Source organism: Haladaptatus sp. DYF46 (genome assembly GCF_021083305.1).
In the GTDB taxonomy this organism is placed as follows: domain Archaea; phylum Halobacteriota; class Halobacteria; order Halobacteriales; family Haladaptataceae; genus Haladaptatus.
The window spans coordinates 75,258-99,097 of the sequence record NZ_JAJFAY010000010.1 but is presented as its reverse complement, the minus strand read 5'-3'; the positions used below and the strand labels follow the sequence as shown (position 1 = coordinate 99,097).

General features: G+C 49.3%; 27 protein-coding genes and 2 tRNA genes. 15 read left to right on the top strand and 14 right to left on the bottom strand.

What is annotated here, in order from left to right; all coding sequences use genetic code 11:
- Positions 1-13: 13 nt before the first annotated feature.
- Entirely contained in the window at positions 14-343 is a 330-nt protein-coding gene (locus tag LJF34_RS26460; RefSeq protein ID WP_231189278.1) for a hypothetical protein, read from the bottom strand.
- Between the two features lie 856 nt (positions 344-1,199).
- Between LJF34_RS26460 and LJF34_RS26455 the strand changes: the two genes are divergently transcribed.
- Positions 1,200-1,775 carry a DoxX family protein gene (locus LJF34_RS26455; RefSeq protein WP_069452282.1) on the top strand — a complete coding sequence of 192 codons (576 nt, stop codon included), beginning with the start codon at positions 1,200-1,202 and terminating at the stop codon, positions 1,773-1,775.
- 416 nt (positions 1,776-2,191) lie between these two features.
- Here the strand turns inward: LJF34_RS26455 and LJF34_RS26450 are convergent, their stop codons facing one another.
- From LJF34_RS26450 to LJF34_RS26440, 3 genes are all read right to left on the bottom strand, one after another.
- Positions 2,192-2,578, bottom strand: coding sequence for a hypothetical protein (locus LJF34_RS26450; RefSeq protein ID WP_231189276.1), 387 nt, complete (start codon positions 2,576-2,578; stop codon positions 2,192-2,194).
- 99 nt (positions 2,579-2,677) lie between these two features.
- Positions 2,678-3,334 (bottom strand): helix-turn-helix domain-containing protein, encoded by a 657-nt coding sequence (locus LJF34_RS26445; protein WP_231189274.1) that lies wholly within the window; start codon positions 3,332-3,334, stop codon positions 2,678-2,680.
- A 1,221-nt stretch (positions 3,335-4,555) separates the two neighbouring features.
- On the bottom strand, positions 4,556-4,771 hold the full coding sequence (locus LJF34_RS26440; protein WP_231189273.1) for a hypothetical protein: 216 nt from the start codon (positions 4,769-4,771) through the stop codon (positions 4,556-4,558).
- Positions 4,772-5,073: 302 nt separating this feature from the next.
- On the opposite strand from LJF34_RS26440, the gene LJF34_RS26435 reads away from it, so the two are divergent.
- Together LJF34_RS26435 and LJF34_RS26430 are read left to right on the top strand one after the other, a co-directional pair.
- Positions 5,074-5,319 carry a hypothetical protein gene (locus tag LJF34_RS26435; protein ID WP_231189272.1) on the top strand — a complete coding sequence of 82 codons (246 nt, stop codon included), beginning with the start codon at positions 5,074-5,076 and terminating at the stop codon, positions 5,317-5,319.
- Between the two features lie 359 nt (positions 5,320-5,678).
- Positions 5,679-6,056 (top strand): hypothetical protein, encoded by a 378-nt coding sequence (locus LJF34_RS26430; protein ID WP_231189271.1) that lies wholly within the window; start codon positions 5,679-5,681, stop codon positions 6,054-6,056.
- Positions 6,057-6,187: 131 nt separating this feature from the next.
- Here the strand turns inward: LJF34_RS26430 and LJF34_RS26425 are convergent, their stop codons facing one another.
- The gene (locus tag LJF34_RS26425; protein ID WP_231189270.1) at positions 6,188-6,346 is read right to left on the bottom strand and encodes a hypothetical protein; all 159 of its coding nucleotides are present in this window, start codon (positions 6,344-6,346) and stop codon (positions 6,188-6,190) included.
- Positions 6,347-6,608: 262 nt separating this feature from the next.
- Entirely contained in the window at positions 6,609-6,926 is a 318-nt protein-coding gene (locus tag LJF34_RS26420; RefSeq protein ID WP_231189269.1) for a hypothetical protein, read from the bottom strand.
- A gap of 105 nt (positions 6,927-7,031) precedes the next feature.
- Here LJF34_RS26420 and LJF34_RS26415 point away from each other — a divergent pair, with 105 nt between their 5' ends.
- The 4 genes from LJF34_RS26415 to LJF34_RS26400 all read left to right on the top strand — a co-directional run bounded on the left by LJF34_RS26415 (position 7,032) and on the right by LJF34_RS26400 (position 10,036).
- Positions 7,032-7,376 (top strand): hypothetical protein, encoded by a 345-nt coding sequence (locus tag LJF34_RS26415; RefSeq protein WP_231189268.1) that lies wholly within the window; start codon positions 7,032-7,034, stop codon positions 7,374-7,376.
- Positions 7,377-7,458: 82 nt separating this feature from the next.
- Positions 7,459-8,085, top strand: coding sequence for a hypothetical protein (locus LJF34_RS26410; RefSeq protein ID WP_231189267.1), 627 nt, complete (start codon positions 7,459-7,461; stop codon positions 8,083-8,085).
- Between the two features lie 209 nt (positions 8,086-8,294).
- Entirely contained in the window at positions 8,295-9,212 is a 918-nt protein-coding gene (locus tag LJF34_RS26405) for an ABC transporter ATP-binding protein (protein WP_231189265.1), read from the top strand.
- A complete protein-coding gene (locus LJF34_RS26400) occupies positions 9,209-10,036 on the top strand; it encodes an ABC transporter permease subunit (RefSeq protein ID WP_231189263.1) in 828 nt (275 codons plus the stop codon). Before LJF34_RS26405 ends, LJF34_RS26400 begins: the two co-directional genes overlap by 4 nt.
- A gap of 226 nt (positions 10,037-10,262) precedes the next feature.
- Here LJF34_RS26400 and LJF34_RS26395 read toward each other — a convergent pair whose 3' ends face one another.
- From LJF34_RS26395 to LJF34_RS26385, 3 genes are all read right to left on the bottom strand, one after another.
- Positions 10,263-10,721, bottom strand: a complete 459-nt coding sequence (locus tag LJF34_RS26395; protein WP_231189260.1) for a DUF6069 family protein — start codon at positions 10,719-10,721, stop codon at positions 10,263-10,265.
- Positions 10,722-10,871: 150 nt separating this feature from the next.
- Positions 10,872-11,507 (bottom strand): helix-turn-helix domain-containing protein, encoded by a 636-nt coding sequence (locus tag LJF34_RS26390; RefSeq protein ID WP_231189252.1) that lies wholly within the window; start codon positions 11,505-11,507, stop codon positions 10,872-10,874.
- A gap of 543 nt (positions 11,508-12,050) precedes the next feature.
- Complete coding sequence (locus LJF34_RS26385; RefSeq protein ID WP_231189248.1) at positions 12,051-12,608, bottom strand: NAD(P)/FAD-dependent oxidoreductase; 558 nt, start codon at positions 12,606-12,608, stop codon at positions 12,051-12,053.
- A 374-nt stretch (positions 12,609-12,982) separates the two neighbouring features.
- Between LJF34_RS26385 and LJF34_RS26380 the strand changes: the two genes are divergently transcribed.
- Both LJF34_RS26380 and LJF34_RS26375 read left to right on the top strand, forming a co-directional pair.
- The gene (locus LJF34_RS26380; RefSeq protein WP_231189247.1) at positions 12,983-13,354 is read left to right on the top strand and encodes a MarR family transcriptional regulator; all 372 of its coding nucleotides are present in this window, start codon (positions 12,983-12,985) and stop codon (positions 13,352-13,354) included.
- A gap of 73 nt (positions 13,355-13,427) precedes the next feature.
- Positions 13,428-13,501: transfer RNA gene (locus LJF34_RS26375), tRNA-Thr, on the top strand.
- A 101-nt stretch (positions 13,502-13,602) separates the two neighbouring features.
- On the opposite strand, the gene LJF34_RS26370 is transcribed toward LJF34_RS26375, so the two are convergent.
- Together LJF34_RS26370 and LJF34_RS26365 are read right to left on the bottom strand one after the other, a co-directional pair.
- The gene (locus LJF34_RS26370; protein WP_231189246.1) at positions 13,603-14,037 is read right to left on the bottom strand and encodes a DoxX family protein; all 435 of its coding nucleotides are present in this window, start codon (positions 14,035-14,037) and stop codon (positions 13,603-13,605) included.
- 473 nt (positions 14,038-14,510) lie between these two features.
- The gene (locus LJF34_RS26365; RefSeq protein ID WP_231189245.1) at positions 14,511-14,798 is read right to left on the bottom strand and encodes an SWIM zinc finger family protein; all 288 of its coding nucleotides are present in this window, start codon (positions 14,796-14,798) and stop codon (positions 14,511-14,513) included.
- Positions 14,799-15,426: 628 nt separating this feature from the next.
- Between LJF34_RS26365 and LJF34_RS26360 the strand changes: the two genes are divergently transcribed.
- On the top strand, positions 15,427-16,566 hold the full coding sequence (locus LJF34_RS26360) for a mechanosensitive ion channel family protein (RefSeq protein ID WP_231189244.1): 1,140 nt from the start codon (positions 15,427-15,429) through the stop codon (positions 16,564-16,566).
- A 127-nt stretch (positions 16,567-16,693) separates the two neighbouring features.
- Here the strand turns inward: LJF34_RS26360 and LJF34_RS26355 are convergent, their stop codons facing one another.
- Entirely contained in the window at positions 16,694-17,743 is a 1,050-nt protein-coding gene (locus LJF34_RS26355; protein WP_231189243.1) for an LEA type 2 family protein, read from the bottom strand.
- Positions 17,744-18,154: 411 nt separating this feature from the next.
- A complete protein-coding gene (locus LJF34_RS26350; RefSeq protein ID WP_231189242.1) occupies positions 18,155-18,346 on the bottom strand; it encodes a hypothetical protein in 192 nt (63 codons plus the stop codon).
- A 330-nt stretch (positions 18,347-18,676) separates the two neighbouring features.
- On the opposite strand from LJF34_RS26350, the gene LJF34_RS26345 reads away from it, so the two are divergent.
- The 3 genes from LJF34_RS26345 to LJF34_RS26335 all read left to right on the top strand — a co-directional run bounded on the left by LJF34_RS26345 (position 18,677) and on the right by LJF34_RS26335 (position 19,944).
- A complete protein-coding gene (locus LJF34_RS26345; RefSeq protein WP_231189240.1) occupies positions 18,677-18,955 on the top strand; it encodes a carboxypeptidase-like regulatory domain-containing protein in 279 nt (92 codons plus the stop codon).
- 579 nt (positions 18,956-19,534) lie between these two features.
- Entirely contained in the window at positions 19,535-19,750 is a 216-nt protein-coding gene (locus tag LJF34_RS26340) for a type II toxin-antitoxin system death-on-curing family toxin (protein WP_231189238.1), read from the top strand.
- 29 nt (positions 19,751-19,779) lie between these two features.
- Positions 19,780-19,944: a hypothetical protein gene (locus LJF34_RS26335; RefSeq protein WP_231189236.1), complete on the top strand. Its 165-nt coding sequence runs from the start codon at positions 19,780-19,782 to the stop codon at positions 19,942-19,944.
- 1,344 nt (positions 19,945-21,288) lie between these two features.
- Here the strand turns inward: LJF34_RS26335 and LJF34_RS26330 are convergent.
- The gene (locus LJF34_RS26330) at positions 21,289-22,104 is read right to left on the bottom strand and encodes a hypothetical protein (protein ID WP_231189233.1); all 816 of its coding nucleotides are present in this window, start codon (positions 22,102-22,104) and stop codon (positions 21,289-21,291) included.
- 148 nt (positions 22,105-22,252) lie between these two features.
- Here LJF34_RS26330 and LJF34_RS26325 point away from each other — a divergent pair.
- Positions 22,253-22,326: transfer RNA gene (locus tag LJF34_RS26325), tRNA-Thr, on the top strand.
- An 844-nt stretch (positions 22,327-23,170) separates the two neighbouring features.
- Positions 23,171-23,548: a hypothetical protein gene (locus tag LJF34_RS26320; RefSeq protein ID WP_231189229.1), complete on the top strand. Its 378-nt coding sequence runs from the start codon at positions 23,171-23,173 to the stop codon at positions 23,546-23,548.
- Positions 23,549-23,840 lie beyond the last annotated feature (292 nt).

Here is a 23,840-nt window from a genome sequence, read left to right as displayed (position 1 = left end):
CTACCTACTCGGCTCAGTCGGCGTGTTCGAGGACCTTCGCGACGGTCACAATTGCGTCAAATTCGGTTGACGTTCCCTGAATATTAATTTCTCCTTCATCGCGATTATATTCAATCGAGTCAATTTCAGCTGTTTTCGGGATATGCACCTGGCGAAGAGAGAGTTCGATCCGATCGTACTGCTCGTCAGGAATTGTTTCATCAGTCGCGTCGCTTTCGTGATTTGCAACATACTCCACAACCTCATCAACCGTTACTGTTCCACTCTGTTGATCGAGGTAGTAGAGTGCGTATCGTCGCCGCTCCGTACTGAATAAGTCGAAGATAGTGTCCAATGTCGCCATGTTTCCCATCAACGTCTAGCCAATCGTCGACGATAGTGATTGTGGATTCGACCACCATCCCGGAGAAAATTCTTGCTTCGGATTGTGTTAAGAATATTTTATTAAAACTCGGAGAGTTGTCAACCGGGAACCCTAATATCCCAACTCGTGGGAAGTCTCGCGCTTTAGCGAAGGGGGGATGTAAGGGCAAACACGGTCTAGAACGCCTGGATTGAGCAGAATATTAACAGCTGCCGTGATTTCGAAATTCGTTATGATCGCACTTTGAACACTGGGTTGGCTTTGAAATGAACGTTGTACCACAGTCTTCACATTCAAAAATATCACCGGTTGTTCGAACTTGCTTTTCCGTTTGCTGAGGGGCCTCTTCCGGACTGAAGGCGTCACATAACCGATGAAGGAGTTCCATAGTCTGGTATGGGGTACAAGCAACTAAGCCATATATGTTTTCATTCTAAAAATTATGAAACGATTGTTAATCTATTCCGCAATAAATATAGATATATAACTCTGCGATTGGAGTTTATTTGATAAATTGACGCCACTGAGAATTATCGAGACATGGATTAAAACGGAAGCGCAGGTTTATTCGGCAGTTCCTTCCGGCTTGCTTTCACGATGGATAGTCTGGGAAGCCATCGAGGCCATCGCAGTCACGGTCCTCCGGTAGCCCGCTCTCGTCGTCGATAGGTGTCTCAGTATCTTCACTCTCGTCGCCATTCACCAAGACAAAAATGAGTCGATAGCGGTGCTAAATAATTTCTATAACCAATACAAATCCATGACACAGCCTATCTAAATACACTTATATACTTCGCCGTTGTTTTAGAAAGTAGGAAGTTTTTCTTCCGAGACCATGACAGCATCCACCATCTCTCCAGACACTCGCAACACCTTCGAAAGCACCATCGGTGGCTACACGGTTGGCACCCGTGCCCACAGCCTCTCAGCTTGGTTCGTCCTCGCGCTTCGGCTCATGATGGGTTGGGCGTTCGCATACTCGGGATTCACGAAAATCGTCGCCGCCGAACCGTTCTCGGCCGGTGGCTACCTGGCGAACGTCGCGGCGACCAACGGCAACCCGATCGCAGGCCTATTCGCCTGGATGGGCTCGACCCCGTGGTTCGTCGACTTCGCGAACGTCGCCGTCCCGTGGGGCGAGCTGTTCATCGGTCTTGGACTGCTCGTCGGCGCGGTCGTCCGCCTTGCGGCGTTCTTCGGCGCGCTCATGATGCTCATGTTCTACTTCGGAAACTGGGACATCGCTCACGGCGTTATCAATGGCGACTTCGCGTACATGCTCGTCTTCCTGGCCGTTGCAGCGTTCGGTGCCGGCCGGATCCTCGGTCTCGATGCCTGGATTGAGAACTACGAGATCAGTGGGCAGTCACTCCTCGAGCGCTACCCCATCCTCGAGTATGTCCTCGGGTAGATTCTGACAGCTGAACCTATACCGCCTTCATGTGAGAATCGGTCTATCACTCGTTCTTGATCCTTCGTTTCCTCCATCAAATTCGGCCCTCTCACTCGTTTTGGTGAGTAAATCGGCACAGTACTTGTCATAACATTCTCATCTGCAATACGTACGCGCCCAAGCAGAGAAGCCAGCGGTGTCTCTGGCGCGATACCGTTGTCACTCTTAACGATCACAGTGTGGATACACTTCAGGAGTGGACACTGATCAGCGATTTGCGGAAGCATTTGTTAACGGGCTATAGAGAAGAGGGGCTGAGTTTCTCTGGAATCTCTCGCCGATCCGTTTTTACGTATTCCCAACACGGGAAGCTGTTGAGGACAACATCAGGAGAACCAGACTAGAGATAGGGAGAGAATAGTAGTGAGAAAGAGTTACGAGTCGTGATCGTCCCCAGTACTATTTTCTGCTCCACCACTAGCGATATGCTCTGACTGTAATAGCATCTCAATTCGTGATTGTTCGATATACGAAATGAGCTGGAGCGATTCGTTGTACTCAATCACACCATAATCAGCCAATTTGGGGAGTTGGAGGTGGTGAAGTCGTGTTAAAAGATGTTCTTGTTCAGTTGGCTGATCTAATTCACTGGTATCTGTCTGGGTCATGAGTTCTTCAAGAAGTGCTTCGAGCGGAATTGGATGGTCAGCGTTCTGGATGAGATAGGTGAGAATCTGTCGGCGTTGTGCATCAGCTACAAGTTCGAATATCTCATCAACTGAACATTGCTGATCATCGTCATCGTCAGAAGAGGAGCCCATTTCCTAGTTACTATCGGATGTAGTTGTAAAAGGGCTAGGTCTGTTCAAACAGGGCCATTTAAAAGTCAGGTGGGGAATGAAAGACAGTCTGAAATTTCATTACTTGGACGCACCGAACAGCACATACTCCACAACAGCTTCGATACCATGGCGAATCCGGTCTGACAACGATTGTTGACTGATGTCGAGTTCGCCCGCCAGTTCCGAGAGAGTCACCTGTCGGGGTGTCTCAAAATAGCCACGCTGAAACGCAAGTACGAGTGCTTCACGTTGTTTGTCGGTAACGATGTTCGCTAATTGTGAGGCTCCGGCGTCGCTCAATGCTTGCATTTTACCGAGTGTGTATTCGATTCCGTTGTCGCGGCTCAAATTATGGAATCGGGTCAGCTGGTCTTGGGAGGGGAACAATAACTCAAACTCCCAATCGTCATCGCCATAGCCATGCGCGTTCCGGATGATTCCTTCCGCGACAGTGAGGCCTTCGAGAAACGCGCCGGGTGGAATATCCCAATTCAGGAGATATAGACGACGATTTTCTACCTGGTCAATTTCAACGAATTGCTGGACATTTGGATCCTCGCGAACACGCTGTTCGAAGGCATCTAAGTCGCCATCCCATGCCCAGAAAATCGGCACGACATCGCCGCCGACTGGGACGATCCGTTCGAATTCGATATGCAGTTCTGTACCGGCGGTGAGCATCGTTCCTAGAGGGAAGTTCTCGGAGGGAAGTGATAACTCGATAATGACCGCCATGTGTTCGTGGACTATCTATTCTTACCATCTTAGTAACTTGGGCAGGGGACTTGTAACTGCCAAGTGAAAGAGTGCGTTCATCACGGAGGAACCACCGCTAATCTGTAGTTTTGAACCAGTCGAGGAACGCAATTGTTCATTCGTTGAGAGAATTTGGACCGACTGTGGTATAGCCGTGGCATCGTGAAGAATGTGTACTGGTGGCGGTACAGGTGCGCTAAAATCCACACAATTCAGGGTAGGCAAGGAATTACCCTTGGGCTTAGAAATAGCGATACAAGATCAGGTCTCATCTGCGTTGATCGGATCGAGATCAACCATTCTGTCGGTGTTGACTGTTACCTCGTAACCACAGTAGTGAAAGGTCACAGTCCCACGACGTTCGGTACCTGCCTGTGTGGGTGCAAACAATCTATCGAGTGCATCTGGATCAATAACGCTGTACAATGGCGGACAGTCACTCCATTCAGATTGTTCTCGTGCTGTAATCGCTTTCTGAATGAGGACAGTGATGGATGGCTTTGTTGCTCTACTCTGGTCGTCATCTGGGGTATTGGTATTGCTCTCTCCCATTGTGTCTCACTCTCATTCTGAAGCCCCACATTCAAACCCCTCGTGAGAACTTCATCAGTGCTAAGGACGGTAGTTATAAATATACTCTGGCAGTTGATGAAAACATACGAATGATCATTACGTAGTTGTACTAGAAGAGTGTATCAATATCACAGCTGAAGTCAGTCAGTGAATTTCACTCGAGTAGGCCCTCTACTGGTTTCTGTCCACATTTTTGTCCGTTTATAGACCGTACTTTGTGACCGCTGCCAGTCGTTGGGCTCGGGCGAGGAGGGCTGTCGGTGTCTTGGGTATATCGTCGGTCACAACAGTTAGAACCGGTATCAGTAGAAAGAGAACGGTGAGTGATATCGGATTAACAACTGCCGAGATTGCGGAAGTCGCTCTGGTTACACTTTGAACAACGGGATGGTTTCGAGATAAAGGTGGTACCGCATTCTTCGCATTCAAAAATATCACCGGACGCTCGTACCTGCTCTTCCGTCTGCCGAGAAGGTGTTTCTGAATGAAAGGCACCGCGTAACCGATGTAGTATTTCCATAGCAACGTATAGACACTTGCTCTACATACATAGGTTTTATCAACAAAATATCATAATCGCTTCCATCATTACTGTATAGAATAGTGTTAATGAAGTCGGCTCACCGGTTATGAGATGCTGCTGAAACCCTCATAGTCGCATTCCTTCGGTTCGTCAATCTTCGCCCTCGGAGAAAGTCCCAAGCGTCCCACGAAGTACTCGGCGGCGATACCGGCCGTGTGCTGTTGTGTACTTTCCTCAGGTGTATCGTCGGTCGCTGTGTTCGCGCTTTCGGTGAACGTTCGCTGGTCGGTGATATCCGAGAACGTCAATTGGCGAGACATGGATAAAAAGGGCTGAAGCGGTGGTTAGTTCGGCAGTTCCTTCCGTCCCGTTCTCACGCACGGCCAGCATGGGAAGTCCCCAACGCCCTCACGGTCGCAGTCTTCGGGTTTGGAATAGTTGCCATTCAGCTTGCAGATTCCGAGGGATGACTCCAGCCAAATTCACGCCGAAGTCGCGCCCACCCACCAGTCCAGACGAGCCAATAGCCAGGAAGTAGTCCAACGAATAATGCGCCAAAGTAGAGCAGCTGTCTAGACAGTTGCACTTGTGGAAGTATTGTGACAATGAGAGCGGCAACGACGTGAGCGACGAGATACGTGCCAAGGATACGTTCACGGCGATCAGCTGGCTCGGGACGCCCGCCAATCTCACTGCGATGGAGCAGGTATCCGATAATCAACGGGAGAAATGCGGTACAGCAGACTGCCCAGAGGAGAGCTGCGTCGCTCCCTCGAATTGTGGCGTCAAGATAGACCCAATATCCCAGGAACAGTGTGCTGAGAGCAGGGAGCCAGAAAAACGCAAATCCAGTGGCGAGGAGATTTGAAGCCATATTCCAGATAAAAGTGATAGGAATAAATAACTAGCGGACTTTATATCGGTGGGTGTTGGATAGTATGATATGGCATCTGATCGCTCTCTTACTCACACACCCTATTCATTTGGCCCACTTCAACTGACGGAAGTATCGCTAATCTCGCTTCTAATCGGGGTTCTTCTAGTGTTTATCGCAATCTAGTTTTTCGCGTTTACGTTCCGTGCTGGTGCCTTGTGGGCGTCTCTCCTCCATTTTGTATTGGGACTCTTGATCTTTCTGAAAGGAGCTCAGTTCAGTGGAATTCGTCTCACATAGAAATTTGTAGCTGTTCTCTTGTGATTCTTGCATCCCGTGACTACTGCTCACCTATGTATTTTGAGTCGAGGATATGCTACCAAGCAATTCCAGCAATTTCCGGCTATTTGAAAGTGCCAAGTCAAAAATTTTTTCGAACGTACTGCAGCATTGAAAGCATAGACTCATCAGAGACTGCCACAGTAAATGAACTTGAAGAACAGGAGCTATATGAGCTGGTTCACAGAGCAGTAGAAGATGCTATTTTAGGAATGGTTGGGACGCTCCTCTTAGTTGGAGTTGCTGTAGTTCTGGTATGGACTGGAGTAACCATTGCCTTGTATGGAACCTCTATTGTTGGACTCGTGGCAGGGATTGCTGCCATTGTTTTCGGCCTCTATCTGGGATTCGCAACCCTAGAGATTATACCATCGGTACGGGAATGGTTTTGAGCAGAATACTCAAAGCTCCTCCTTCTCCTCCGGCTGTTAGTACGAACACGGGAGACAGTTTCTACACGAGAAAGGAAGCAGGCATCAAGAACATCAATCGCTGTGCCACAGATTAAAAATCGGAGTGCGAGTTAGTTCGACAGTTCCTTCCGTCCTGTTCTTACACACGGCCAGCACGGGAAGTCACCGAGGCCCTCACAGTCGCAGTCTTCGGGTTTGGTCTCGTCTTTGTCCTCCGATGGGAATGCATCGAGCGTCCCGTCGTCGGTTGCGCTCTTGACGGCGGCCATGTGTTTGCAGTAGGCGTTGCGGTGGACGTGGTGCGGGCCGTGCAGGCCATCAGTTCGTCGGTCACGTCGTCGATGGAGACTGTGTATTGGTGGTCTGCGGAATTCTCGTTGCTCTGGTTGGTCACTTCGATGAGTCCGGGGCTTCGACGTCGAAGGCAAATTGGTCGGCCTGTGCGCGGTTCTGTGCCGTCTCGTCAGCTTCAGCCAGTGAAATGATGGTTAGAGTCGTATACCATCCCGCTCTCGAATATTGTTCACAGTATTAGGCCCAATCGTGCTGACTCCATCCTTCATAGTGTTTGAGGCGACTTTTGATTTCAAAGGCTTCCCAGTGGCACTCGTGGTAGAGTGTATCCGCTAATGCGCCGAATTCGCTATTGTTGAGTTCGATCCCGCGATTTCCCTTGTTTGTAATATATTCGGCACTCCGAAGAGTAGCAAACACCTCACGAGCAGTTGGATATGCATGTTGTTCGATAGCCGCAATTGCAAGAAGGTGTTCTTGGTCAATTGGTGTCCCCCAGCGGTGTTTCGCGATCATAGCCGCAAGGAGGGCGCATTTCACCGACGGCTTTTCCATGAAAACCGTTACTCAAGAGTAGTATATAAACGATGTTAATTGGTGTTAACGCTAATGGAAACTTCTATATGCGTATGTGGGCAACTAGACACTCAGACAGAAGCCATGAGCCAAACGACACCACCCGACGGCGCTGAAGAGCTCGATACGAAGGCGGCCCGTCTTGCACACCCGAGTGGCTGGCTCCATCTTACCCAGCATGAGAGCGTTGCAATTCTTATCGATGCACTCCTCGACCTACCACCAGGACGGGAGTTCAATAAGACCGAGTTCGCTGACCATGCTGGTGTTACTCGCCAGACTGTCGCGAATTACATCGACCTACTACTTGAAGTCGAGATCATAGAGGAAGTGCCGAAAACCTCGCCAACGCGATACCAAGTAGCCGAGAGTGCTGTTGTCACGGAATTGTTTGAACTCAACAGCGCGTTGAACGCTGCTCACGAGTAAGCGATTGTGTCTGGAGAGGGCTTCTACCTGTAGCTTTCTACTCAATACAGTTATTATCCGCAACAGCAATGTGATTGTATTTATGGCCCCGCTCAAACGGACAGTACAATCCTTTCAAGGCATCGCACTTTCCACGTTTATCTCCGCCATGTTTGCACTTGGATGGGGACTGTATGGCAGCGCTGGCTTACCAGCGCCATACGAAACCGTGGGGCAATTTGTGGTAATCGGAGTTACGCTTGCTTTACTTGCGCTTGCGGTACACTTGTATCGGAAAGCACAGCAGCTGCCCGTAGAAGACAGTGAGGACATGCAAAATCCGTTCACTACCCGCGCATACGGGATCTCGGTGGTACTAATGGTAATTGCGTTTCCAGTGGCAGGAACGATCCTAACACGCACAGGGTTTGAGAGCGCCATCACGTCAGTGGTGGCAATCATTGTTGGGCTTCACTTCTTTGGACTTGTTCGTGCCTTTGATGCACCGATTTTTGCAGCGATTGGGAGTGCAATGTGCCTCATCGGAATTGTCTCATTGATGATACCGATGCAAGTCGTTGTGGATGGGGGAAGTTTGATTACATTTCGGCAGTCGTTCATTGGGTTTGGGTGTGCACTCATTTTGTGGGCCAGTCACGCGAGAACGATACGCGAGATATTGCAACAACGCAAGTCAATACCGACTAAGACTAAGAAAAGATCAGTATAGCAACCAACGATAAGACAACTATTTTCAACGTATATCGGTGGCAGCACAAATAACTGATTTACTTGCCAGCCACCTATGGGACGACCGATATTCGAATACGACTCGTGAGGAATCCTCTCTTCGCGGTATCAAAGCCTTCGACGACGTTTTTCTGGGGTAGAAAACCATCATTAGAGACCAATAGATACCCACGCCATCGTCCACCTGCAATGACTGCAATCGATCTCTCGGACGTTACGAAGCGGTTCGGTGATTTCACCGCTTTGGACGGGTTGGACCTTTCCATCGAAGATGGAGAAATATTCGGCTTCCTTGGACCAAACGGTGCCGGCAAATCGACGGCTATCAACATTCTTCTCGATTTCATTCGCCCGACCACAGGACAAGCGAACGTGTTAGGATACGACGCCCAGATGGACTCGCTCGCTATCCGGCAGCGAATCGGCGTTCTCCCGGACGCCTTTTCGGTCTACGACCGCCTCACCGGTCGTCAACATCTCGAATTTGCCATCGAATCGAAAAACGCCGAGGACTCGCCGATAGAAATTCTTGAACGTGTCGGTATTGCAGACGCAGCAGATCGAAAAGCGGGTGGCTACTCGAAGGGGATGGCACAGCGCCTCGCTCTCGGAATGGCTCTGGTAGACCAACCGGATTTGATAATTCTCGATGAACCCTCGACTGGACTGGACCCGAACGGTGCCCGCGAGATGCGCGAAATCATCCTCGAAGAGAACGCCCGCGGTGCGACAGTTTTCTTCTCAAGTCACATCCTTGAACAGGTCGATGCGGTCTGTGATCGTGTCGGGATACTTCAAGACGGACGACTTATCGCACAGGATTCGATTCAGGGCCTTCGGCAGTCGACCGAGACATCAGCCAATCTCACCCTCTTCGTCTCGCAAGTGACACAAGACGCACTCGCTGCCGTCCAAAACTGTCCGGGTGTTTTTGAGGTTCAGGGACACGACCACGAAATCGCCGTCACAATTGCCGACGGGTCGAAGATAGCGGTGATAGATGCCGTCCGAGAAGCGGGAGTCGAGATTCACGACATTGCCACCGAGGAATCGTCCCTCGACGACCTGTTCGCCGCTTTCACGAACCGACAGGAGGTGTACGCATGAGTTGGATGGCCGTCGCCAAAAAAGACGTGCGGGACGCCGTTCGCTCACGGCGTTTGTTGTCGCTCATCGCGATCTTCGTGCTGTTCTTTGCCGGTGCGTCGTCCTTCTTTGTCAAGGTTACCAGCGCCTACGAGGTTGAGGACGCAAACGAACTCGCCATCATCCTCTCGCTCACGACGCCGACAGCCATCTTCCTCCCCACAGTCGGGATTCTCTCGGGATATCGGTCAGTCGTTGGTGAGCGGGACTCGGGGAGCCTGAAGTTGCTCCTCTCGTTGCCACACACGAGGACTGACGTGCTGTGCGGGAAGTTCATCGGGCGGACAACCATCGTTTCGGTAGCTACGCTCGTCGGGTTAGTGGTTAGTGGTGGTGTCATCGCCGCTCTCGGCGCTCCGCTCCCAATAGTAGATTTCCTGCTGTTCGCGTTGCTCGCGCTCCTCCTCGGGGCGGTTTTCGTCAGCATCAGCGTCGGGCTTTCGGCGGGGCTCGCATCGGAGAACGCGGTCGTCGCCATGGGCTTTGGACTCGTCGTCCTGTTCACAATGGTTTGGGACATTCTGAATATTGTCCTCGCGCTCCTCCTCAGCTACTTCGAAATCGGCTCCGAAGCTTTCCAAAGTGATATCATCACATTTATTAACGCAATGAATCCACGTCAAGCGTTCTACTCTGCGTATACGGTGGTAAACTCGGCAAGTCAGACGGGAACTGTGGATACATTTTGGCAACAAGGTTGGTTCGGATTTGTCGTATTGGTGCTCTGGCTGACCTTGCCTCTCGTGTTCGGGTACTGGCGATTCGCTCACGCAGAGCTCTCCTGATAATCCATGAGACGTCGGTTCTGCACTCTAGTCGATTGGACGCTCAGAGAGTTTCAATACTCTTCTCGTTTGTGCTGGAGTGTCTATTGCGTCTTGTGATCGTTTGAGCACTATGACTACCCTGAGATTTCATTTATTGACCACACAAGTGCGGTCTTGCTCACGAATACGACATTGAACGGCTCTTTTCCCTTTGGTCGAGGTTTTGCGGCACTTGGAATCCGATTTAATGACGATTGTCAGACTCAGAAGTGGTGTTTGAGATCCGGGTCAATAGACTAACGCTAATGACCGCTACACTCACGTGCATTCCTGCTAAGACCGCACTTACTGAAGGTGGTGTTTCCTCCAAAATAGGTGGAGGCACTATGAAAGACCCAAACGAGAGAAGCAGCACAAGCGCCGCAATAATCACAAATATTCGGTTCGGTCGCTGAGACAGGCGAGTCACTGCCCAGTAAATGAAAGTTGCACCAATGATCGTGAGAGCTGTACTTCCGGCCACCGCTTCCCATCCTAACGGCCAAAAAGCAGAGTGAATGGTAATGAATTGGTATGCGACCACACGAATAGCCGAATTTACGATGACAGCTATGACAATCGTTAATAGACCATATTTTACGAAACGATTCAAATCAGGCGATGTTGACGATTTTACATCGTCTGCCGTTTCTAATTGTGCCATATCTATACTAGCTCGGGAGATATCCCAGCTTTGTGCGTGAACTAGTTCAGCAGTTTAAATAGCATTCTTCTTCAAACGGTGAATCTACAATCGTAGCTCAATGATTTTTCGCTGCTCCAATAGGCATTATCTTGCAATTTTCTCAAGACGTCACGTTTTCGCTTTGGGTAGTGCGTCTGTGATAATTCGTCCTTCAGCCCGACGGAGTGTTTCACTTGCAGCAGACTTGTTAATTCCAAAGATCTCTGCTAAATCGGTTAGCGTACACTGGCGGGGAGTCTCGTAATAACCGCGCGCAATAGCTTCGGTGATGAACTGTCGTTGCCGATCAGTGAGTAGTTCAATCGGATCGTGTGATTGCTGTAACGAGAGGATCTGATACTGAAGTCCAGCGCTTTCTAGTTGATCCCTATATTGTGCTAACTGTTTGTTTGAGGCACTTCGTTCCACGAACAACCAGCCGTCGTGCATAGTAATCGGGAAGAGCGTCAGATTGCCTGATGCACGAGCCACACGATATGGATCAGGAATTGGAATTTCGTACTGGAGGAGAATATATCTCTCATCTGTAAAAAGCACTTCAGATGAGTAGACTCCTACTGTGTCTTGGAAATATTGAACGATGGCGTCTCCGTCCATCGTTCGAACCTTGAGTATACCAACTAGTCGATCGTCAATTGTGTGGCTCGCTAATATTTCGAATTCTTCCTCCGGGAATTCGGTAGAGGCAGTGGCCAGCTGGTCCTGTGACGCAGCAGCATTGATTTTGAGCTGTATACGTGGCATCATATGGTGTACTATTCCGAGCGAATATCTACGTACGTGTCTGCGCTAGTTCTATGCAGCATCCGTGGACAAGATATTGCTACTACATGAGGGCAAGTGTAACAGTACTGAGGCCGTTCACGAGAAGGTGAGCAACGGTGCTACTCGTCGTACCATACCTTGCACGGAGACTACACAAAATAAATGCAAGGAGGACAAGTGACGTTACTCTGAACAGAGGAATCGACGTCGTAGGAGAAGTGTTCGGCCTGTGCGCGGTTCTGTGCCGTCTCGTAGCGTCACGGGCTGCGTACGATCTGGATAGTCGAAGTCTATATTAGAGTATTAACGAATGGAACAAATATGCCACACTGTGATAATTGCGGATCGTTTGTGACTCAGCAATATGTTCGTGTGTTCACACCGGATGAAGTCGAGAAACCTCGTGTCTGTCCATATTGTGAAGACATCGTTCGAGATGGAAACGAAATACGGCAAGCGCGCTCTTCTCGAGGAAACTCATGATAAGAGATACGATACGAGATGATCGCAGATGTTGATTAGTTATTCAGCGTCTGTCGGCGTATCGAAGTCGTGGAAGTGTTCTCCCTTCTCCTTGCTCAGGATGTCAAGTGCTGCCGCACCTCCATCACCGGCGGAGATGACTGCTTGCCATTCTTGATCGCGAACCATTGCACCAGTCGCGTAAGCATCCTCGATACTCGTTTCCATGCTCAAGTTGACTGAAACAGTTCCTGAATCGGTGAACTCACACCCGAGTTGCTCGGCAATATCGCGATCTGCGCCGGTCGCTAAGACGACGTATGTTGCGTGATGATCGCCATCATCAGTCGTGATCTGGAACCCATCATCGTCCTGTTCGATGTTTGTGACCGCTGTCTCTAGATGCTGGGTGACACCGTACTCATCGGCTTGTTCGCGAGCCTTCTCCATGTACTCGGTACCATCGATGCTCTCAATTCCCAAGTAATTGAAAAGGTGTGCTTTGTGCATCCATGTTTCATCAGTATCGAAGACAGCGGTATCGAGACCATTTTTTGCAGTGAAGAGTGCTGTACTGAGTCCAGCGGGACCGCCACCGACGATTGTCACATCCGACATGGACAATTGTACGGTTGGTTTTTGCATAAATCTACTCCCAATAAGAGGGATATGGCTGTGTTTTGGGAGGAGCAGCATTACAAATCAAAGGCGATTTGTTTGCTGATCACGTAGTAAGAGAACGGAAATGAGCGCGGTTGAGGATCTCTCGTCGGATGAAAAACAGGCGTACGAGCTTATCAGTTCTCACGATGGCATTCTCCAGAGTGACCTCTGGAAAGAACTCGATATTACAAGTCGCAAAGGGAGTCGACTTGCAACATCACTAGCAAAGAAAGGTCTCCTCACACGAGAGCAAGCGACGAGTGATGGACACCTGACGTACAGATTAGAACCAACGAATAGTGATGCTTCTACTCGAACGCAAGAGGAGTATGATAACAAGAGCGAGTTCCCGGAAGACAGCCAATTCGCTTAGCGCTCGTGAAAATCGCGCCCTGGCACTGATTACAGAGCAAAAGGGCATCTACCAAAGTGATCTCTGGAAAGAACTCGAGGTGAGTAGTCGAACGGGGAGTCGACTGGCTACCAGCTTAGAGAAGAAAGGAATGATTCAGCGAGAGGAAACGACGTACAACGGCCAACGAACGTATTTGCTTCACCCAAGGAAGAAAGACCTCGACTTTTCATTGCTCATGGCTGGAGACATGCTTTCTCCACTGGTTAGCGCTGAAGAAGAATCCGATCCGATCGATTCGAATGCATTCACGCAGTGGGTGTTGCAGCTATCACAGGAAGCATATTAATAGCAATATTGAGTAGCGATGGTATAGGACAAGAGAAAAGAAGGTCGTTGTCAAAGACGAGTGATATTGAAGTGCCTTGGTAGCTCAGTCTGGCAGAGCAACTCCTTTGTAAGGAGTCAGTCGAGAGTTCAAATATCTCCTAAGGCTTTCTCCTAATTATCTACCAACGGATAATACAATGAGATTTGCGTCGCAGTATACAAACCGGAATTTCTAAAGTAAATTGAAATGGAAGGAGAACAACTCTGTCACTCACCGACTGGTAGTATCGAATGCGACTGGTTATCGACGACGGATTCATCGATCGATAGTTTTCCGGCTCCGATCGACACAAGGGCCAAGGAAACCAGACACAGGACAATAGTGAGTTCCGAGTCGGAGAACCCTTCTGGAAGATGAACGAGCAACGTCGCAGCGAGCATATTAATCGCAACTGCGAATGCGGCAAACCGAGTGAGGAAACCTACCAGAATACAGAGACCACCAACGAGTTCAATGAGTGCAACCACCCACGCAGCGATAGATGGTGCTGGAACGCCGAGACTAGCGAGAAATCCCGTAAACTGAGGTATCGACATCGCGGCTGGGCCGACCGAAAACAATTTTCCAGTACCGTGGACGAGCATGATGCTGCCAACAGCGAGGCGAATCAGAAGCGTACCAATCGATAAATTGATCGACATAGTTGTAATCTATCGAGGAAGGAAATATAAATTCATAATGCAGCGGAATATTCCGACTCCCTCCCTTTTCAAGTATTATTCGATCCTGCTAGTCTAGGGAAACGTAGTCAACTAGCTTTTGGCTGGAGTGTGTTGTGTTCAATAGATACAAGAATCAAGATTAGGGTCGTATGTCGTTGCGGCTGCCGTTCGTTGCGTCCGGGTTGAGATATTTCGCTCAATTGCATCGAGCAGAAGTTCAGGGAAGTGCCTAGCGGTGCCATCCCCGTGTGCTTTCACTCAGTCGAGCAGGCCGCGCTCTGTCGTCGGTGTGCCGTCTTCCCGTTCGGTCGCATCCGCACACTCGGTCAACGTTCGCTGGACACCATCGGACTCGTTGTTTGGTATGACATAAATCAAAAAGGAAGACGGGGTTAGCAGCAGTCGGTGAGTGCGTCCTTCCGGGTGGCTTCTGCGCCACAGTTTTCACACTGTCAGTAGTTGTGATCGACGTTGCCGTACTTGTCGTAGCCAGTGTACGGGCCACTGATACGCTCGTCCCCCGAGGGGAAAGCGTCAAGCGTCCCGTCGTCGATTGCGTTTTCGATGGCGGCCATGTGTTTGCAGAAGGCGTTCCGGTGGATGTGATGCGGGCAGGTGCAGGCCATCAGTTCGTCGGTCACGTCGTCGATGGAGACGGTGTACTGGTGCTCTGCGGGGTTCTCGTGGCTCTCGTTGGTGACTTCTACTAGTTTGGGGGCATCGAAGGAAAATCCATTCACTATTGGATGACTTGGAGAAGGAGCAACGGTATAGAGCTATCCATAGGAAGATATAACCAAAGCAGTTGGAAATATAAATGGCTACAGTATACTGATTCTTTCACTCAAATGCCCTACCCGTGGAGGGCAAACCAGTCAGGAACGGATTCAAGAGGTTCGAGTCCTGAGCACGATATCTATCGATTATCACGCCCGCTCATTCCGTAGGAAACGTGGTCTCCCGTCGGGAGTTCCCTAACTCCCCTTCCTGTTCAAACACTTGAAGGTCGTATACATTCTGTACAGAGGTGACTGATAACGATATTCTGACGGCAATTTGCGAGTCGGTGTTCCCCCGCTGTAATCGTCGATGATCTCCGACTGTAATTAGTGAAAACCTAGTGGTTCATTCTGTAGTGTCTCAAGCTGCAATACGGATGAGTAATTAGAATCATTGCAGCAGTTATCTGCTCATCATCGGATTGAGGATATCTTAATTGTAGATGGAATATAACTTCGGTATATTCTTGTGACGGCACTGTGTTCGAATGTGACGCATGGCACGCATCGTACAACAACCACGCAACCAGACCGGGATATCCCGCTTTGATAGCACCCCCCAATACCAGTTCACGAGAGAGCGATGTCGATGATTCTTGTATCGCTCTTCCAGTGGGTCATCAACCAATTTCCAGGTTCCGAGGGCCAATTTTTCCTCTCACTCATTGTTGGTATCGGGTTCATCCTTTGTGAGTGGGTACTTTGGAGACTCTCACGGGTTGCAAAGCGTGAGTATCCATTTCGCCTGGTAAATGTTGGCCTCCTCATCGCGAGTCTGATTCTCATTGGAGTCAGTGGTAGTCTCTACGTCGTAATCTGGGAACAGACACACCAAGCGAAAGAGAGTGTAAAAGCACTCGGTGCAGTCCGAAGGACCGGATTTCAGATCGTGCTGACACTCGGCGTGTGCACGGCAGCGTATGTTAGTGCTGGAATGGTTGATCGGGTCATTGACCGACTTTTGCAACAGACCGAAGAGATTACACGCCACCAGGGAAAGGTTGTCTCGCGATTGTCTATTATTGGTGTATATGTTGTTGGTCTTCTTGCTCTATTGAGTGTCTGGAAGATTAACCTCCAAGGGTTATTTGTGGGTGCTGGATTGCTTGGTGCTGTGATTGGATTAGCAGCGAATGAAACACTTGGGTCGTTGCTTGCTGGCTTTCAGCTCATGTTCTCCAGGCCGTTTGAGATCGGTGACTGGGTACAGATCGATGAGCATGAAGGGATCGTGACTGACATCACGATTTTCACGACTCGTATCGAGACATTCGAAGGGAAATACATCATGCTCCCAAACGACGTTGTCAGTAGTAGTACAATCATCAATATCGGGCGCAAAGGACGACTTCGACTCGGGGTTGAGGTTGGGGTAGACTATGAAACCGATCCCGATCATGCGATGGCTGTTGCTAAAGAAGCAATGAAAGGTATCGACGAGATTTTGACCGTGCCGAGTCCAGACGTCGTTCTAAAGCAATTTGGGGATTCTTCAGTCCTTCTTGAACTTCGGTTCTGGATCGAAAAACCGAGTAGCCGCAAGAAGTGGCGAGCAGTGACTGCCGTGGTTCGAGCAGTCAAACTCGCCTATGACCGAGAGGGAATCAAAATTCCATATCCACAGCAAGAGGTATTGGCTCGAGAAGAAGCCGGTGGGTTTCGGGTGGTCGATGGCGAATCAACGGTTACCATTCCTGAGCAAGATCGAGGCATTAGTAGCAATAGATAACTACCACCCTACGGTTTGAGTGATCAGTGGCGTTTCTTCTCTTAGAAGTTCCAAGACTCAAAAGAGACACTGATTTCGTCTCTATAGGTAGGGAAACTCATGAACCACATGCTTACCTCCAAAGGATTCATCCACATGTTGTTGCGGCAGTTTGGTTATTCTCAAAGATAGCAGTCTGCATGGCACATCGATAGGTAATGCCGTCCCCATCAGGAACACGAATCGGCTTGCCGACCCCGAGTGGGTCAATTACGAGTTGTGTATGCACCGCAATGGTGGAACGTTCGCCGTTCCGGACATGTGATCGGAACCAGTCATCGACTTTGTCGTTGTCCATCGAGACTGGAATGATAACTTCCCGAGTCTCCCCTGGGAGTAGAAGCTTCTGTTTCGTCGAATTTGCTGAAGCGACACCTCCACCCGAGTGAAACATCGTGACGCCGTTTACGTCAGCTCTCATTCTGAGTCCAGTTGGTTCGACGATGAGGGGAACGGTCTTGCTTGGGTTGTGAATTCGGAATCGTACTAACATAGTCGTCCGGTTCTGATTCACGCGTCCCCACGTTGCTCGAGCGTCCTGTACCTCTGCACCGACGATCACACTCTGGTGAATAGGGCCAACGTCAACCCGTCGAGTATGAATATACTTCCCTTCAGTTCGCTCAGTGGCATGTGAGAGCGAATCAAGAATCGGCGACTGATTTTCAAATTGGGTATGAGCTTTAGATGTTTGATACGACCAGTTTTTGATCGGCGTGGTGATGCGAATATTTCCATGAGCAGTCGCATGAATTGTCTCATTTGCTTTGATGAACTTCACCCACCAGTGTTTGAGACGGTTATTCTGTACATACGTGGATTGAGTGTGCGTCGTATTTCCGCGGGGAAGGTCAACCTGGTCTCGAGTTCCACTGGCAACAGTCACCCCGTTAAGAGAAAGTGAATAACGCACGTGCAGTGCGTTGCCAGTTGTCAAATCGATTGGATACGGATTCGTTGTCCAGAACGTGGTGATGACCTCGGTGTGTTGATCAGTGACGCTGCCCCAGTCTCCGAAGTCTTGAACGCCAGCAGAGGGTTTTGGCACGGCTCCACTCGTGATCGCTAAATACCCACTTCCAGCGAGGATGAGCATCACGATAACACCACCGATAAGAATGTTTTGTACTCGTTTCATATAGATTCGAATCTTTTTTGAATCGATCGTCGTCTTGATTGATCTGTTCTAATACAAGGAAGGTGAGTTTCGAAGAGTATGATTCCATTGGCCTTTGTTAAATATTCTTATATCTACTATGTGATTATTTAACAATGGGCATACTTCCAGGTAATCTGATTCCCACATTTTAGCAGTGGAAGATGATGGGCTACCTTTAAACTTGTCGTCACACTTATTCGAAATACCCTTTGCTACTCACCTTGACGGGCGAGATTGGAATCTTTCCAGCAACGATTTGTCTAACGCGTGTGATCGCGCTCAGTCGTCGGTGTCTTGTCTTTGCGTTCGATCGTCTCCGCACATTCGGTTAGCGTTCGCTGGGCACCATCGGACACCGTTGTTTGGCGTGACAGAACTGAAAAAAGTGAGTTAGCAGCAGTCGATGAGTGCGCCCTTCCGGGTGGCTTTCGCGCCACAGTCCTCACACGTCCAGTAGGTGTGATCGACGGTGCCGTACTGGTCGTAGCCGGTGTATGGGCCACTGATACGCTCCTCTTCGTTGTCGTCCGATGGGAAAGCATCGAGCGTCCCGTCGTCCGTCGCGGTTTCAACGGCGGCCATGTTTTTGCAGACGGCATTGCAGTGGACGTGATGCGGGCACGCCATCTGCTTGTCGGTCGCACCATTATTAGTAGTTGATACTATTTAGTATACTATAGAAAAATATGGCAGATTGGAGAGTATTTGGCTGTTCTCGTTATTTACCGATTCCACGATTGTACCTATTTTCATTCAATAGGCACAGAATTTATCAATGGTTAGTTCAAATTTGTATTTGGAATGCCTATTTGGAATACGCGAAGGAAACAGCTGCTTGCTGTTATATTTGTGATTGGGTTTATATTCATCTCAATCGGAATCACAGCTGCAGCGGGTGCATTCACGGGAACGATGGTCGATTATTCCTGTGCGGGTACACACACCGTCAGTGTGCAGGTCAACGGTGACGACGGTGACCCGGTCGCCGACAAACAAGTCACAATCATCAACAAGAAGACAGGCGACCAAGTCTTCACTGGAACGACTGACAACGCTGGCCAGATTAATGTCACGCTCCCGCGTGGTCAGTACGAAGTCGTTGCTGGCAGCCAATCTAAACAAGTCAACCTGAACAAGGATCAGGACGTTACCTTCACCCTACCCACTGACGAGTTGCCTAAAGCGCAGTGAGTCATCGGCCATTCTACCTCTCTTTTCGCAAGAAGTTCACGGAACTTACGACGTGGTGTAAGGAGTTGATATTTGACGATCGAATCAGCCATACAAGCGTCCAGACGGTAGAATACTACAAAGACAGCGATAAAATAGTCGTGAATAGACTAGTGATTCGGAGTATGGGTCCGTGTTCCGGGCTGTGACTGCTCGATGGGTTGCAGATACGGTTGCGATGGAGCGGCGGCCAGTGCATCAGCGACTTGAGGACCTGCATGAACACGGTGAGTTAGAAGGTGGGAAATTGAGTCCGCAGGTGGTTATCTGGTGGATTCCAGAAGAGTAAGATGGATTGCCCCGCTCACAAAAGATCCACAGACGAAGACCCTGTTTCAACAAATACTGAAGGATGACTAACTTGGAATATCCGGACGCGGAAACCATTCATACACTACATACTGATATCGTTGCAAGCGATACTGAGACAGAGCCAGGCGTTCACTCTCCCGACGACGTTGAATCTGCGCTTGAGTACATTCGAGGACGTGGATTCTTCGGACAAGGACGGAGACGATTCACGAAAAGGCCGCCCACCTAATGCGGCTCTTGGTGGCAAATCATCCCTACGTAGATGGGAACAAGCGAACGGCACTCAACACGGTGGAGCTTTTCTATCTCCTGAACGGCTACCACTTTGCGTACGAAGATGAGTCGGTCCGAACTATTCTCAAGGAATTTGCGATCCAAGAACAAGCCGTGAATATCGAAAACGTGATCGAGTATTGCCGAACACATGCGGTTCCCGAAGACTAAATACCATGACGGACATATTTATTGCTAAGATGAGCTCGTACAGCACGACTGACTTCGAGGCCGAACGGGCCAGTCTCCGGAAGCAACTGCAAACAGCGGAGACAGCACAGGAACGCCGTGAAGTGATGCGTGCGATGGCAGCGCTTGAGCGGAAAGAGCATGCTGAAACGTACGAGAAACTCGCAAAAGAGTAGAACTAACCTGAAGTGCCTTCGATATTTATTGTAGACATCTTATTGGAAAATTCTCCCGTTGGCTAGTGAAGTCCCCATCTATGGTCGTTTGTCTGATTGTCTTATTTTTTTAACAGTAGCACAAAGCATATACCGACACCTGCTAAGCGATTATCTGTGGCGCGGTTGCCTCTGACACCCTGAATCGGTCTCGTGGGTCTGGCGCCATCACTCCCGATCCACACGCCCTCTCCCTCGCCACCCCTCCTTCCTGCTCGAACGCGTGCCATGGCGTGCCCGTGCAGGGATATATATTTGATCCAGTCATGTCTCTATTACCCAGTTCAACGTCCGAGATTGATACTGAGCAAGCGAGTGATATCCAAATTCTTGGTATCGAAACCAGTGGTGGTGAGTGAGAGTCACGGTTGAGCCTCAAGGGTGAGAGAAGCGGGTCACTATTGGTTGGTCATCCAAATAGTGAACCAGTGAACCGCCGACAGTCCTGTTCTACTCGTTATCGGTGATGGGGAGAGGCTGAAGCACACCATACCAAAGTCGATATACAATGCTGCCTGCGAGCATTCCGATTGAGAAACTATACTTGACGGGCTCATTTTCTGGCAGGATGAATTGCTGAATAGCCGACCATCCCATTGTCGCGATTCCGCGCCGTCGAATAGAACTCTTGAGCGCATGCCAATCACGATCGTACGCCCACAAATACGGGATCATGCTAACAAAGCCAGCAATCATCCAGCGACGAGAGAGGGGTTCATACTCATCAGAGCGTCTCCGAAACAGCAAGATTGCCAGTAGGCTAGCGATATTTCCGATAAACTCCATACGGGCTCGAGTTTGCTCTGTAACCATACTGTAGTCTCTATGAGAAGACACTACATCAAATAATTATTATAACGAGTGCGACTGTTTCAGTGATTATCGAGAAGGCGGCGTCGTGATCAGGTGCTGCTCGCTGCTAAATGAGAGCCACACCACAGGCCGACCAGGAAAAAAGAGAGCAATTCATCGGTACGATGATTTAGTGGGTGTTGAATGTTCTTCAAAAAGATAGAGATACGCTAATTTCGATCCACTCGTAATGTTTATTCAGAACACTATCCAATAGGTTTGTATGACAGCAAACTCCGCTCGCTCATCCCCCTCCTCTCGAGAACTCTTATTCGACAAGCAGCGTCTGGCGTTTTCTGTTCTCGTTGGAATCATTGCTGTACTCGTCAATCTCCTCATCGACAATATTCACACAGTCAGTGACGCTCTTACGCCATTCATTGGTGCCACAATCTCATTGTATCTCGTTCAGACCCCGATTCGTCGTGTCCTCTCTCGGTAGAAATCTTTGTTCTAATTTTCGTTTACATACTTCTGAAGTGACTGGACAACCGAGTCAGAATTTGGAATCGATGCGAGTCGGCATCGAAATGGCACTGGCCACGGGAATCCCCGATGAAGCGTGAGAATATCCCCACTGCAGTCGACCGAGCGAAGCTGCTGGCGTGGAATAAATCGGGTAGCGAGTGTGCCACGTCGCTGTACGAAGAGTCCGCTCTCAACCAGAATATAATGTTTTGTTTTTCCGACAATTACTCCATTAGCAAGGAGAACACCACCAATCGAGGCGAACAACCCCTGAACGAGTTCTACTGAAATAGAAAGCATGAGTCCACTTGCCAGGAAGACGAGACCACTCACGAACGAGAGTATTCGAACGAAACGGAGATACCGTGTATCGGCTCGTCCGAACCACTCTGCGAGCACGTCTTCGTTTTGCTGAAGGATCACAGCATAGTAATTCATGGTTGTACCATAGAGAATGAGTCCCGTGATTGCGAGGAGCAGAGCTTCATCAGTCAAATCTTGTAGCAGGTTCGCGTCCAGGATGATGCCGGAAGAAGTACCAATATCGGTGATCAGGAGAAACAACAGTGGTCCGAGTGAGAGCGCGAGATAGAGACGAGTGCGAACGAGTAATTCAGTAAGACCATCGCGAGCTGTTGCAAGTGCAACGCCAAGCAAAAAGCCGAGGCAGGCTGTAGCGAGTGAGATACGCGAAAGATAGTGAGTACTCATGAGGAGTCCTACGACTACGTGGGCAAGAATGGCAGTATAAATGCCGAATGCAAGTTCAAAGAAAGTGCGCTGCACTGGACGCTGGAACATTTTTTGATAGTTATTTGTATTTGATTAAAGTTCTTGTGTGGCAACTAGTTACGTGATCCACCAGTTGGAGGGGGACATGGAGTGAATTACAATAGCAAGAGACAAGGAAAGGAGAAAGCCTTTGTTGAGTGCATTTTGATATCGGAGTGCCTTGGTAGCTCAGGTTGGCAGAGCAACTCCTTTGTAAGGAGTCGGTCGAGAGTTCAAATCTCTCCCGAGGCTTTTCAACGAGTTCTGGTTGCCTATAGTAGGTGAGAAGTTTCACCGTGGGTGTCTGAAGTTAGTATTGGCTACTGACCAAACTCCATCTGAATTCCGATGCAAACACGATAGAAATGACTCGGACAATAAGCAATACTTCACAATAATCTTCCTCGTGTCTAATTCTCTATCGCGGAGATTGTCCATTGCTCTCCTCACAAATCACCCATCAGTTCGGCGAAGTGAACAGTTTACAGTACTGTGAGGTGTTGAACGTATCTGTCCATCGGGTTAACGTTGTGCCGTGATCTGCGTCGCCGAATTCGTAGCACTACCAGGAAGTTTTGCTGTAATCTTATTACTTCACAATTGTTTTGAGTAGAATCGGCAAGAAACAGTTCTGCGGCATAATCGTTACTACGCACAAATTATTTCTGAATGGGGTTTTTATCCGAAACTATCGATGGTAAGCCATGAAAATTGGATAACAATTGCCTTTGTTATCGTAGCCCTCCCCGCAGCGTACGCTATTAATGTTTTACTGGAGTCAAACGGCATCGCTCAAGATACAGCCTTCATGATCTCGTTTTTCGTACTGCTTGTTGTTGGCGTTGGTCTCCCAAGATTTGCAACGCGTAGTGGATGAACCCAGTCACGGACTATCAGTACTTGACGACATCAAGTAGTACTGTCTTCGTTGTCGGAATTACGTCGTATCTGTTAGTCGTGCATCCGCGTTTTCCATGAGCGGTCGCCGGTCAGAGATACTGGAGAATTTCAAGAGATCAACAGCAAGACCCATCCTTATAGAGCAGACAACAATGGAGAAGATGGCTTTTCACTCGTGAATCCATACGAGAGTCGTATGCACTTTGATCAACGGACACAAAACGCCCTTCGCGAAACAGGAGGACTCTCACCCGACCAGATACAAGCAGTCGCCAACGCCGTTGTTGAGGCAACGCAGAAAGATGCCGAGCGTCTAGAGGCTTTCTTTGCTGATGTGGAGACAGTCTATTCTGACATGGATCAAGCGCACACAGCAAGTGAGTTTCCAGAACATCGGATTCAGTACATCGACCTCTATACGCACGCCGATGAAATCCGGGGATACCTCCGGTTCGATACGTGGGGTGTCGCTGTCGAGGGAGGACGAATCTTAACTGAGGATCGGATTGAGCTGACACTTGGCTCATCAATCAACGATCGAGTGCGATTTGCTCGTGAGCGGGATCAGTTCTGAAGTAGGCAGTTTTTCGAGATCACGGAGATTTCTCACTCAATGGGTTCGATCGGCAAATCAGGGAAACACTCGGCCAGCGTTCGCTGGGCGCTATCGGACAGCGTTGTTTGGCATGCCAAACTGGAAAGAGTGAATGGCTAGCAGCAGTCGGTGAGTGCGCTTTTTCGAGTGGCTTCTGCCCCACAGTCTCACGCGCCCAGAAGGTGTAACACAGATTGGGTCGTGGTCGAAGATTCGTGACTCACAGTACGCATACTGCCCGTCTGCGTCAGGTGTTGCAACGCTAGTGGAC

Coding starts and splice junctions, on each gene's coding strand:
- LJF34_RS26425 (WP_231189270.1), bottom strand. CDS start 6,346: ATGGCCGCCGTCAAGAGCGCAACCGACGACGGGACGCTCGATGCATTC.
- LJF34_RS26455 (WP_069452282.1), top strand. CDS start 1,200: ATGACAGCATCCACCATCTCTCCAGACACTCGCAACACCTTCGAAAGC.
- LJF34_RS26430 (WP_231189271.1), top strand. CDS start 5,679: ATGTATTTTGAGTCGAGGATATGCTACCAAGCAATTCCAGCAATTTCC.
- LJF34_RS26395 (WP_231189260.1), bottom strand. CDS start 10,721: ATGGCACAATTAGAAACGGCAGACGATGTAAAATCGTCAACATCGCCT.
- LJF34_RS26440 (WP_231189273.1), bottom strand. CDS start 4,771: ATGTCTCGCCAATTGACGTTCTCGGATATCACCGACCAGCGAACGTTC.
- LJF34_RS26320 (WP_231189229.1), top strand. CDS start 23,171: ATGCACTTTGATCAACGGACACAAAACGCCCTTCGCGAAACAGGAGGA.
- LJF34_RS26450 (WP_231189276.1), bottom strand. CDS start 2,578: ATGGGCTCCTCTTCTGACGATGACGATGATCAGCAATGTTCAGTTGAT.
- LJF34_RS26385 (WP_231189248.1), bottom strand. CDS start 12,608: ATGTCGGATGTGACAATCGTCGGTGGCGGTCCCGCTGGACTCAGTACA.
- LJF34_RS26405 (WP_231189265.1), top strand. CDS start 8,295: ATGACTGCAATCGATCTCTCGGACGTTACGAAGCGGTTCGGTGATTTC.
- LJF34_RS26355 (WP_231189243.1), bottom strand. CDS start 17,743: ATGAAACGAGTACAAAACATTCTTATCGGTGGTGTTATCGTGATGCTC.
- LJF34_RS26390 (WP_231189252.1), bottom strand. CDS start 11,507: ATGCCACGTATACAGCTCAAAATCAATGCTGCTGCGTCACAGGACCAG.
- LJF34_RS26345 (WP_231189240.1), top strand. CDS start 18,677: ATGGTCGATTATTCCTGTGCGGGTACACACACCGTCAGTGTGCAGGTC.
- LJF34_RS26415 (WP_231189268.1), top strand. CDS start 7,032: ATGAGCCAAACGACACCACCCGACGGCGCTGAAGAGCTCGATACGAAG.
- LJF34_RS26380 (WP_231189247.1), top strand. CDS start 12,983: ATGATAACAAGAGCGAGTTCCCGGAAGACAGCCAATTCGCTTAGCGCT.
- LJF34_RS26370 (WP_231189246.1), bottom strand. CDS start 14,037: ATGTCGATCAATTTATCGATTGGTACGCTTCTGATTCGCCTCGCTGTT.
- LJF34_RS26340 (WP_231189238.1), top strand. CDS start 19,535: ATGCGGCTCTTGGTGGCAAATCATCCCTACGTAGATGGGAACAAGCGA.
- LJF34_RS26460 (WP_231189278.1), bottom strand. CDS start 343: ATGGCGACATTGGACACTATCTTCGACTTATTCAGTACGGAGCGGCGA.
- LJF34_RS26410 (WP_231189267.1), top strand. CDS start 7,459: ATGGCCCCGCTCAAACGGACAGTACAATCCTTTCAAGGCATCGCACTT.
- LJF34_RS26445 (WP_231189274.1), bottom strand. CDS start 3,334: ATGGCGGTCATTATCGAGTTATCACTTCCCTCCGAGAACTTCCCTCTA.
- LJF34_RS26330 (WP_231189233.1), bottom strand. CDS start 22,104: ATGTTCCAGCGTCCAGTGCAGCGCACTTTCTTTGAACTTGCATTCGGC.
- LJF34_RS26400 (WP_231189263.1), top strand. CDS start 9,209: ATGAGTTGGATGGCCGTCGCCAAAAAAGACGTGCGGGACGCCGTTCGC.
- LJF34_RS26420 (WP_231189269.1), bottom strand. CDS start 6,926: ATGGAAAAGCCGTCGGTGAAATGCGCCCTCCTTGCGGCTATGATCGCG.
- LJF34_RS26350 (WP_231189242.1), bottom strand. CDS start 18,346: ATGGCCGCCGTTGAAACCGCGACGGACGACGGGACGCTCGATGCTTTC.
- LJF34_RS26360 (WP_231189244.1), top strand. CDS start 15,427: ATGATTCTTGTATCGCTCTTCCAGTGGGTCATCAACCAATTTCCAGGT.
- LJF34_RS26335 (WP_231189236.1), top strand. CDS start 19,780: ATGAGCTCGTACAGCACGACTGACTTCGAGGCCGAACGGGCCAGTCTC.